This window comes from Actinomadura sp., assembly GCF_044508335.1.
Taxonomy (GTDB): domain Bacteria; phylum Actinomycetota; class Actinomycetes; order Streptosporangiales; family Streptosporangiaceae; genus Spirillospora.
This window is the reverse complement of the sequence record NZ_JBIQHY010000017.1, coordinates 70,618-77,845: the sequence shown is the minus strand read 5'-3', so window position 1 is coordinate 77,845 and position 7,228 is coordinate 70,618. Positions and strand designations below refer to the sequence as shown.

Annotated in this window: 11 protein-coding genes; 9 read left to right on the top strand and 2 right to left on the bottom strand. The window is 68.6% G+C overall.

Annotated features, from left to right (window positions below; translation table 11 throughout):
• Together ACIWVC_RS09600 and ACIWVC_RS09595 are read left to right on the top strand one after the other, a co-directional pair.
• Positions 1-265, top strand: a 265-nt coding sequence (locus ACIWVC_RS09600; protein WP_396454003.1) for a hypothetical protein, incomplete at its 5' end; no start/stop codon positions are given.
• The gene (locus ACIWVC_RS09595) at positions 253-480 is read left to right on the top strand and encodes a hypothetical protein (protein ID WP_396454001.1); all 228 of its coding nucleotides are present in this window, start codon (positions 253-255) and stop codon (positions 478-480) included. The genes ACIWVC_RS09600 and ACIWVC_RS09595, both read left to right, overlap by 13 nt.
• A gap of 102 nt (positions 481-582) precedes the next feature.
• Here the strand turns inward: ACIWVC_RS09595 and ACIWVC_RS09590 are convergent, their stop codons facing one another.
• Positions 583-1,005, bottom strand: coding sequence for an MFS transporter (locus tag ACIWVC_RS09590; protein ID WP_396449488.1), 423 nt, complete (start codon positions 1,003-1,005; stop codon positions 583-585).
• Positions 1,006-1,096: 91 nt separating this feature from the next.
• Here ACIWVC_RS09590 and ACIWVC_RS09585 point away from each other — a divergent pair, with 91 nt between their 5' ends.
• The 5 genes from ACIWVC_RS09585 (at position 1,097) to ACIWVC_RS09565 (ending at position 5,618) form a co-directional block, all read left to right on the top strand.
• Complete coding sequence (locus tag ACIWVC_RS09585) at positions 1,097-1,453, top strand: DUF488 domain-containing protein (RefSeq protein WP_396449489.1); 357 nt, start codon at positions 1,097-1,099, stop codon at positions 1,451-1,453.
• A gap of 342 nt (positions 1,454-1,795) precedes the next feature.
• Positions 1,796-2,467 carry a DUF4360 domain-containing protein gene (locus ACIWVC_RS09580; RefSeq protein ID WP_396449490.1) on the top strand — a complete coding sequence of 224 codons (672 nt, stop codon included), beginning with the start codon at positions 1,796-1,798 and terminating at the stop codon, positions 2,465-2,467.
• Between the two features lie 48 nt (positions 2,468-2,515).
• Positions 2,516-3,169, top strand: a complete 654-nt coding sequence (locus ACIWVC_RS09575; RefSeq protein WP_396449491.1) for a DUF4360 domain-containing protein — start codon at positions 2,516-2,518, stop codon at positions 3,167-3,169.
• A 268-nt stretch (positions 3,170-3,437) separates the two neighbouring features.
• Entirely contained in the window at positions 3,438-4,814 is a 1,377-nt protein-coding gene (gdhA, locus tag ACIWVC_RS09570; protein ID WP_396449492.1) for an NADP-specific glutamate dehydrogenase, read from the top strand.
• Between the two features lie 315 nt (positions 4,815-5,129).
• On the top strand, positions 5,130-5,618 hold the full coding sequence (locus ACIWVC_RS09565; RefSeq protein WP_396449493.1) for a potassium channel family protein: 489 nt from the start codon (positions 5,130-5,132) through the stop codon (positions 5,616-5,618).
• 54 nt (positions 5,619-5,672) lie between these two features.
• Here the strand turns inward: ACIWVC_RS09565 and ACIWVC_RS09560 are convergent, their stop codons facing one another.
• Positions 5,673-6,107, bottom strand: coding sequence for an ATP-binding protein (locus ACIWVC_RS09560; protein ID WP_396449494.1), 435 nt, complete (start codon positions 6,105-6,107; stop codon positions 5,673-5,675).
• Positions 6,108-6,178: 71 nt separating this feature from the next.
• Here ACIWVC_RS09560 and ACIWVC_RS09555 point away from each other — a divergent pair, with 71 nt between their 5' ends.
• A complete protein-coding gene (locus ACIWVC_RS09555) occupies positions 6,179-7,045 on the top strand; it encodes a Scr1 family TA system antitoxin-like transcriptional regulator (protein WP_396454000.1) in 867 nt (288 codons plus the stop codon).
• Positions 7,029-7,217, top strand: coding sequence for a DUF397 domain-containing protein (locus ACIWVC_RS09550; protein ID WP_396449496.1), 189 nt, complete (start codon positions 7,029-7,031; stop codon positions 7,215-7,217). Before ACIWVC_RS09555 ends, ACIWVC_RS09550 begins: the two co-directional genes overlap by 17 nt.
• Positions 7,218-7,228: the final 11 nt, after the last annotated feature.

The window sequence follows — 7,228 nt, the reverse complement described above, 5'->3', positions numbered from 1 at the left end:
GCCGGTGGGCCGGCGGCTGGATCTGCCGGCGGGCATGTCGCGTGGTCTGCCGTGGGATCTGGTGCGGGGTCTGCCGGTGGGCCGGCGGCTGGATCTGCCGGCGGGCATGCCGCGCGGTCCGGCGTCGCCCCTGGTGCGGGGTCTGCCGGCGGGTCGGCCGCCGGGTCTGGCGGCGGGCATGCCGCGCGGTCCGCCGTGGGATCTGGTGCGGGGGCCGGTGGCCGGTGGGTTCCGCGTTGGGCCGGTAAACCGGTGTGCTGGCTGACCGCCGCCGAACTCGTCGACGCTCTCGGATACTTGGAGCGGCACCGGCCCGACGACGAGGTCCTCGGCCGCGCCGTCGCCGCCGAGTTCGCCCGGCGCACCGCCGCTACCGAGTTCGCCGACCGGACCGCGACCGCCCTTCCACCGCGCAGCGACCATCCGCCCGACTCTGGAGCCTGGCGCGACGGTCGGCCCGGTCCTCCCGGCCCGGTATGACCCGCCGCGCGGTCCTCCATGACCTGTTCGGGGGTCAGATGGCGGGTGCCGGTTCGGCGGGCTCTCGGGCGGTGGCGACCGGCGCGAGGGTCGTGCGGCGCATCAGGAGGAGGACGTGCCCGGGAGACTCGTCCGCCGCATGGGACAGAGCTTCTTCGCGCCCGGCTCCACCATCAGGCGCGCCCCGCCCAGCAGCAGGAACAGCACCACGATGGCCGCCGGCCCGCGGACCGCGGCCAGCAGCCCGTACACGGCGACATGGCAGACCAGCCCGGCCCGCATCAGCGGTACCGCGCCGAGCCGGTCGACGATCATCCCGCCGAGCAGCCCGCCGAACGCGGCGATGAGCGCCACCGCCCCGACGACGGCGCCCACCGAGGGCTTGCCCAGGCTCGTGTGCTCGCTCAGGTACAGCGGCGCGAACGGCATCGCCGCGAAGAACGCGAGAGAGTTCAGCAGCGCGCCGCCTTCGAGCAGCCGCTGGGCCGGACTGAGCCGCCATAACGGCGGTCGTGGCTCCGTCATGCGACCTCCCCGTCGGTCGGACGAGGCGAGCGTACGTCCCGGCACCGACAAAACCCGCGCATGGCGCCGCCGAGCCGGGTATTGAGGAAGCATGGAGGTCAAGCTGCGCAGGGTGTACGAGCCCGCCTCGTCCGAGGACGGCAAGCGGGTGCTGGTCGATCGCGTGTGGCCGCGCGGGCTGTCCAAGGACAAGGCCCGGCTGGACGCGTGGGAGAAGGACGTCGCCCCCTCGACCGAGCTGCGCAAGTGGTACGGCCACGACGTGGACAAGTTCGACGAGTTCACCGACCGCTACGACGCGGAGCTGCGCGACCCCGAACGCGCCGCCGCCTTCGACCGGCTCCGCGAACTCGCCGGCGACGGCACGATCACCCTGCTCACCGCCACCAAGGACATCGACCACAGCCAGGCCGCCGTCCTCGCCGCCCGCCTCCGCGACTCCGGCTGACCGCGACTCCGGCTGACCGCGACTCCGGCTGACCGCCCCGCGGATTGCCGCGGCCCGCCGGGCGCCTCCGAGGCGGGGCGAAGCGGCCGCCCGGGACGTGCGCCCGGGCGACCCGCCTTCGAGGGCTTCTTGACGGGCGGTTGAATTCACTTGCGGTCTTAATGGAACGATCCCTTTTAACGGGCGAGTTTCATGGACGGTCCAATGTCGCTGCTCGGGTGCCGGCCTGCTTTCGATTGGCTCGCTCCATTATGCCGATGGGCTGTTGAAAACCGCTGATTGACCCCTCTGAACTGGGAAGTTTACGCTCCCTTTGCGCAGGCTCCAGCGAGGAGGAATCGCATGCGTAAAGGGATTGCCGTTTCCGCTGCCGCCGCAATTTCCGGGATCGCCGTCACGGCCGGGCTCGCCGCGCCGGCCTCCGCCGCCCCGCTCCGCCGCGGCCCGGACGGGGTGACGATCGAGATCGCGACCGTCAACGGGTCCGGGTGCCCGGCCGGGACCGCCGCCGTCGCCGTCTCGGACGACAAGGAGGCGTTCACCGTCACCTACAGCGACTACATGGCGCAGACGGGCGGCTCCTCGGCGCCGACCGACTTCCGGAAGAACTGCCAGATCAACATGAAGGTGCACGTCCCGCAGGGGTTCACCTACGCCATCGCGTCGGCCGACTACCGCGGGTTCGCCTGGCTGGAGCCCGGCGCCAGCGCCATCGAGAAGGCCAGCTACTACTTCCAGGGCATGCCGCAGACCTCCGCCATCTCGCACAACATCAAGGGCGAGTACGCCGACAACTGGCAGTTCACCGACACCAATGACGTCGCGCAGCTCGTCTACAAGCCGTGCGGCGAGGAGCGCAATTTCAACATCAACACGGAGCTGCGGGTGCTCAGGGGCACCTCCGATCCGGCCAAGACGAGCTTCATCTCCATGGACTCGACCGACGGCACGATCAAGACCACCTATCACTTCGCCTGGAAGCAGTGCCCGCCGTGGTGGCGAGCACCCCGGTGACTCCTGGAGCCCCCCGTTGAGCCGCCCCGAGTAAAGGAGTAACGACCGATGCGCAAAGGACTGACCGTTCCGGCGGCCTGCGCGGCCGCCCTGGCGCTGCCGCTGTCCGCGGCCCCCGCCGCGTCCGCCGCCCCCGCCGACCCGCCGCCCCCCGACCGGATCGTCATCGACGTCCTCACGGTGAACGGGTCCGGCTGCTCGCCCGGCACCGCCGCGGTGGCGACGGCGAGCGACAACACCGCGTTCACCGTCACCTACAGCGACTACCTGGCGCAGGCCGGCGGGAACTCCAACCCGACGGACTTCCGCAAGAACTGCCAGATCAACCTGCGGGTGCACGTCCCGCAAGGGTTCACCTATGCGATCGCCGGCGCCGACTACCGCGGCTTCGCCTACCTCGCCGCCGGCGCGACCGGCATGGAGAAGGCGAACTACTACCACCAGGGCATGGCGCAGACCACGCCGGTCAGCCACACGATCAAGGGCGCGTACTCGGACAACTGGCAGTTCTCCGACCGGACGCCCGTCACCGAGCTGGTGTTCAAGCCGTGCGGCGAGGACCGCAACTTCAACATCAACACCGAGCTGCGCGTGTACCAGGGCAGCTCGGACGCGTCGGAGACCAGCTTCATGGCCTTCGACTCGGCCGACGGCGGCGTCAAGACCACCTACCACTTCGCGTGGAAGAAGTGCCCGGGCTGACGACACGCCCCCCGCTCCAGCCGGGCCGCGTCCCCGCCCAGGGAAGGACGCGGCCCGGCATCGTGTCCGGGACCGTGCCGCCTCCGGGGGCGGGCGTCGCGCTAGGACGGACGCCGACTCAGTCCATTGTTCGTCCGAGGCAGTGTTGTGAGCGGGTCGGTGAAAGGTCTGTTGTCAGTCATAGACGGGTTCCGACCTGCGGTCACCCTGTCTCAGGCGGTGAAAAGCAGGTTTTACAGTGGAGGGGTCTGAAGGAAGGAACCCGACCATGCCACTGGCCCCCCGTCTGCCGGCGCCGCCCGAGACCCTGGCCCTCCTGGAAGAGTCCTACGACAGGGTCCTCCGGCGGGACCCCGGCGAACCGGAATTCCACCAGGCCGTCCACGAGGTTCTCGAATCGCTCGGCCCGGTGCTGGCGGCCCGGCCCGGGCTGGCCGCCGCCAAGATGGTCGAGCGGCTGATCGAGCCGGAGCGGCAGATCATGTTCCGGGTGCCCTGGCAGGACGACAACGGCGAGATCCACGTCAACCGCGGCTTCCGTGTCGAGTTCAACGGCGCGCTGGGCCCGTACAAGGGCGGGCTCCGCTTCCACCCGACCGTCAACCTCGGCATCGTCAAGTTCCTCGGCTTCGAGCAGATCTTCAAGAACGCGCTGACCGGGCTCGGCATCGGCGGCGGCAAGGGCGGCAGCGACTTCGACCCGCACGGCCGCTCCGACGAGGAGGTCATGCGGTTCTGCCAGTCGTTCATGACCGAGCTGTACCGCCACGTCGGCGAGCACACCGACGTCCCGGCCGGGGACATCGGCGTCGGCGCCCGCGAGGTCGGCTACCTGTTCGGGCAGTACCGCCGCGTCACGAACCGCTGGGAGGCGGGCATGCTGACCGGCAAGGGCGCCCTGTGGGGCGGCTCCGCCTGCCGGACGGAGGCGACCGGCTACGGCAACGTCATGTTCACCGCCGAGATGCTCCGCCGCCGCAACGAGGACCTCGACGGCCAGCAGATCGTCGTGTCCGGCTCCGGGAACGTCGCGATCTACACGATCGAGAAGGCGCAGCAGCTCGGCGCCAACGTGATCACCGTGTCCGACTCCGGCGGCTACGTGGTGGACGAGAAGGGCATCGACCTCGACCTGCTCAAGCAGGTGAAGGAGGTCGAGCGGGGCCGCGTGTCCGACTACGCCGAGAAGCGCGGCGGGTCCGCCCGGTACATCCCCGGCGGGCGAGTATGGGACGTTCCGGCCGACATCGCGCTGCCGTCCGCCACGCAGAACGAGCTGGACGCGGAGGCCGCGCGGATCCTCGTCCGCAACGGCGTGAAGGCGGTGTCCGAGGGCGCCAACATGCCGACCACGCCGGAGGCGGTGCACATCTTCCAGGACGCGGGCGTCGCGTTCGGCCCCGGCAAGGCCGCCAACGCCGGCGGTGTCGCGGTCAGCGCGCTGGAGATGCGGCAGAACGCGAGCCGCGCCTCCTGGTCCTTCTCCCGCGTGGAGGAGGAACTGTCGACGATCATGACGAACATCCACGAGACCTGCTACGAGACCGCCGAACGCTACGGCGCCCCCGGCGACTACGTCGTCGGCGCCAACATCGCGGGCTTCGAGCGCGTCGCCGACGCCATGCTCGCCCAGGGCCTCATCTGACCCGAACCGAAGCTCTGCTTCACCTGCCCCTTCCCGGGACGGGCGCCTTCAACGGCGAGGGCCCCGCCCGCTCCGGCCTCCGGTGCTTTCAACGACGAAGGCCCACCCACTCGGCCGACTCCCCGACCTCCCGGCTCCCCGAACCCCGACTTCGCGCACACTCTTCTCTTTTGCGCCCCGTGATCCCGCCACGTCCGGATCGCCCCTCACCCCCGCTGACGCCTTGCCTCGCCTCGGCGATTTTCCGGTCGCGCGGGGCATGGACGTGGAGTGGAGATCCAGGCAGGGAGAGACCGTCGCAGGCTTGTGCTCCGCATGGTCCTGCGCACGTCTTTGATCACGCTGTGCCTGCTGATCGCCTACTTCGCCGCGCCGCTGACCAGGCCGTTCACGACGATGACCGGGGTGGTGCTGATCTGTGCGCTCGCCGCGCTGGGCGGTCTGGTCAGCTGGCAGGCACGGGCGATCGCGCGCTCGTCCATGCCCCGGCTGCGCACCGTCGAGGCCATCGCGACGTCCCTCCCCGTGTTCCTCATCGTGTTCGCCGCGGGCTACTGCCTGATGGAGAACAGCGCGCCGGACGCCTTCTCCGAGCCGCTGACGCATGTCGACGCGCTGTACTTCACCATGACCGTCTTCTCATCGGTCGGGTTCGGAGATATCGCACCGCGGTCGCAGGGGGCGCGGGTGCTCACCATGGTCCAGATGATCGGTGACCTGGTCTTCCTCGGGTTGGTCGTGAAGGTCCTGATCGACGCGATGCGCAGAGGCGTCGAACGCCACGGCCACGGCGACAGCCCATAACCGCTACGGACCGCCGCCGTCGTCCGTTGGGGCCTGTGGGTTTCAGGCCATGGTTCATAGGACGGCGTAGACGGCCTTTCCACCGTTCTCATGCCGCACCCCGCAGTGGACGGCCAGCGCCTCGACGATCCCGAGCCCTCGTCCGTTGAGGTCCAGGGGGCCGGCCGGTCTTCTCTGCGGCAGGCCGGGAGACTGATCCCACACTTCGACCGTGATGTGGCCGGGGACGTCCTCGGCGACCGTCACCCGGATTCCGGTGTGCGCGGCCGCACGAACCGAGTTGGTGACCAGTTCGGACACGACAAGGCAGACATTTTCGGCTATTTCTTCCGCGCAACCCAGCGCGAGCGCGGCCTGCTTAGCGGCATTTCGGGCAATTCCTACACTCGCCGGCGTCGCGAGACAGGTGAAGGTGAACCTCCGGTCCTGCTCCGTCCGCAGTGCCGACGCGAGTGAGGTGATCTTGGTTTCTTCGGGGGTCGTACTCATCGGTTCGCTTTCGCTGCGCCTGTGAATTCCGCCCCACAGATTGACGCCTCCGATGGGAGGTGACTATATGAATGCTTGGTACTTCGAGTTATACCAACCGTGGAGGGTCAGACATGCCCCCATCTGTCCCCATAGATCCCCGCCACAGCATGAGAGCTCAGCTGGCCTACACACTGCGGCTGATGCGCGAGGCGAGAAGCATGAGCCAGAACGACCTGGCGAAGGAGTTGTACGCGACCCGCGAGACCATCGCCGCCTACGAGAGCCGCCGGAACCGCCCTGACGAGGACTTCTGCAAGAAGCTGGACGAGTTCTTCGGAACCGGCGAGATGTTCCAGGGCCTCTGGCATCACGCCAAGCGCGAGCACCTCAATGAGTGGTTCGAGGCGTATATCGCTCACGAGAACGAGGCGACCGAGATTCGCACCTTCCAGCCGCTCTACATCCCCGGTCTACTGCAGACCGAGGGTTACATGCGCGCTACCGCGTACAAGGGCCAGGTAAATGAGGAACTCATCGCGCAGCGACTTGCGCGCCGGGACATCATAACCCGGGTCGAGAACCGTCCCCACCTCTTCGTCGTCCTCGACCAAGCGGTGGTCCTCCGCAACTGGCCGGATGGAAGTGTCATGCGCGAGCAACTTCAGCATCTGCTCGATGTCGGAGAGTTGCCGCATATACACATCCAGGCAGTGAAGATGTGTGCAGGATGGCACCCTGGGCTGGACGGACCGGTGGTCATGCTCACCAAGGCGGATAGGTGCCGCATCGGGTATGTAGAAGCCCAATTCGGTGGGAGACTGATCGAAGATCCGGCCGAGGTCACCCGGCTGGGCATTCGGTTCGACGAGATCAGGTGCCATGCGCTGTCCGAGGAGGGCACGCGGGACCTGATTCGGAAGACGATGGAGACGATGCAAGATGATCCGCTGGCGTAAGAGCAGCCACAGCCAGGGCGGCGGCCAGGGCGAGTGCGTCGAGGTCTCGACCGACACCTCGATCCGTCTGATTCGGGACTCCAAGGATCCGGAGGGGCCGCGGCTGGCCCTGGAGCCTGGCGAACTAGCGGCTCTGGTCAACCGGATCAAGGCCGGTGACCTCGACCTTTAGCCGCCTCCCCC